Source organism: Pseudomonas sp. P5_B2 (genome assembly GCF_056400445.1).
On the sequence record NZ_JBFULH010001017.1, the window covers coordinates 1 to 1,153 of the forward strand.

3 protein-coding genes are annotated in these 1,153 nt (G+C 56.1%); all 3 read right to left on the reverse strand.

The features are described 5' to 3' along the window. Positions 1-125: 125 nt before the first annotated feature. Positions 126-551, reverse strand: a complete 426-nt coding sequence (locus tag AC1DRJ_RS28810; RefSeq protein ID WP_477805129.1) for a phage regulatory CII family protein — start codon at positions 549-551, stop codon at positions 126-128. 185 nt (positions 552-736) lie between these two features. Beyond that, positions 737-928 (reverse strand): hypothetical protein, encoded by a 192-nt coding sequence (locus AC1DRJ_RS28815; protein ID WP_477805130.1) that lies wholly within the window; start codon positions 926-928, stop codon positions 737-739. A 21-nt stretch (positions 929-949) separates the two neighbouring features. After that, positions 950-1,153 (reverse strand): hypothetical protein (locus AC1DRJ_RS28820; RefSeq protein WP_020799051.1); only part of this gene is annotated, 204 nt, incomplete at its 5' end.

Sequence of the window (1,153 nt, forward strand, 5' to 3'; positions counted from 1 at the left end):
AGTCAGGCTCAAAGCTGACATGGCAAACCGGCCAGATAAGCGCGCAGGAAGGTTGAGTTGATCGGAAAAACAACCCAATCAAAAAGCCGAAAATCGCGGCAGCCAACAGTGAAAAAAGTCCCATATCATGCTGCCTTCAGCGATTCGCGCAGAACCTGCAGCGCATCGATCGCTTCAAGGATTGCTTTCTCGCCTTGGGCTTTTTCGTGCTGGCTGATGTGGTTGTCGGCGGTTGCATCGAAAATCAGACGGCCCACGTCGCCGCATTCGGCAGACAGGTTCCCCAGCGCGATCAGCAATGGCTTCGCCGCAGGACGCACCCGCGACACCAGGTCAAACCCAAAGCGATCAGCCCAAGCTGCCAGAGGGCGGAAGTCCTGGGTGAATGCCATGATCCGATCAAGCTCAGGCACGTTCATGTTGTGGCTGTCGTAATCAGGGTTGGCTTTCTGAGCCAGTAGGGTGCGCGACGTGAAGCTGGCACCTTCCGCGATCTTCTTGGTGCCGTGCTCGTCTACTACGTCGTAGATGGCTCTCATCAGTGTTTGCATGTAACACCTCGAAAATTGTTACGTGGCTTGGTGCCACTAGATCCACGATCATTCGTTCATCAACTGATCAGGGACGAACCCATGACCTTCTCTTCTTCCAGTCCCGAAACCGGGACCAGCGCCAATCTTGAAATCTCTTGCCGACCTACCCTTCCCTCTCCGCGGTCCCTAATAAGGGCTGTGAATCACCGCTTGGGAGCGAAGGCAATCACGTTGCTATCAAGCGGGACGCTGTCGCAGGCGACCTTCTTGAGACCCGGCATCGCCAGTCGCAAAATCTGCGAGGCCAGTGCATCCGGGGTGATTCCGATTTCCGACGCCCATCGCGCCAATTCTTCTGTTGCGCCCTTCCTGAGTCCCACTACTGAACTGGGCATGAATCCCCCTCTATGGCCTTGTCAGGCCCGTCTTTTCTCCAGCTCAAACGGCAGCTCTCCGAGCGTTCGCTTGACCTCAAGCGCGGCCTCGATGATTTCTCGGCTAAGCACGCTGTGTTGCAGCTTCATGTCACGGGCAACGTCCTTCAGCTCCTGAAAGACTTCATCGTCGAGACGCACCTTCACCTGGTGCTCGTGTCGGTGCGCTTTATCGTCGTAGGCCAT

Excerpts from the sequence above, each read along its gene's own strand:
- AC1DRJ_RS28810 (WP_477805129.1), bottom strand. The coding sequence starts at position 551 with ATGCAAACACTGATGAGAGCCATCTACGACGTAGTAGACGAGCACGGC.
- AC1DRJ_RS28815 (WP_477805130.1), bottom strand. The coding sequence starts at position 928 with ATGCCCAGTTCAGTAGTGGGACTCAGGAAGGGCGCAACAGAAGAATTG.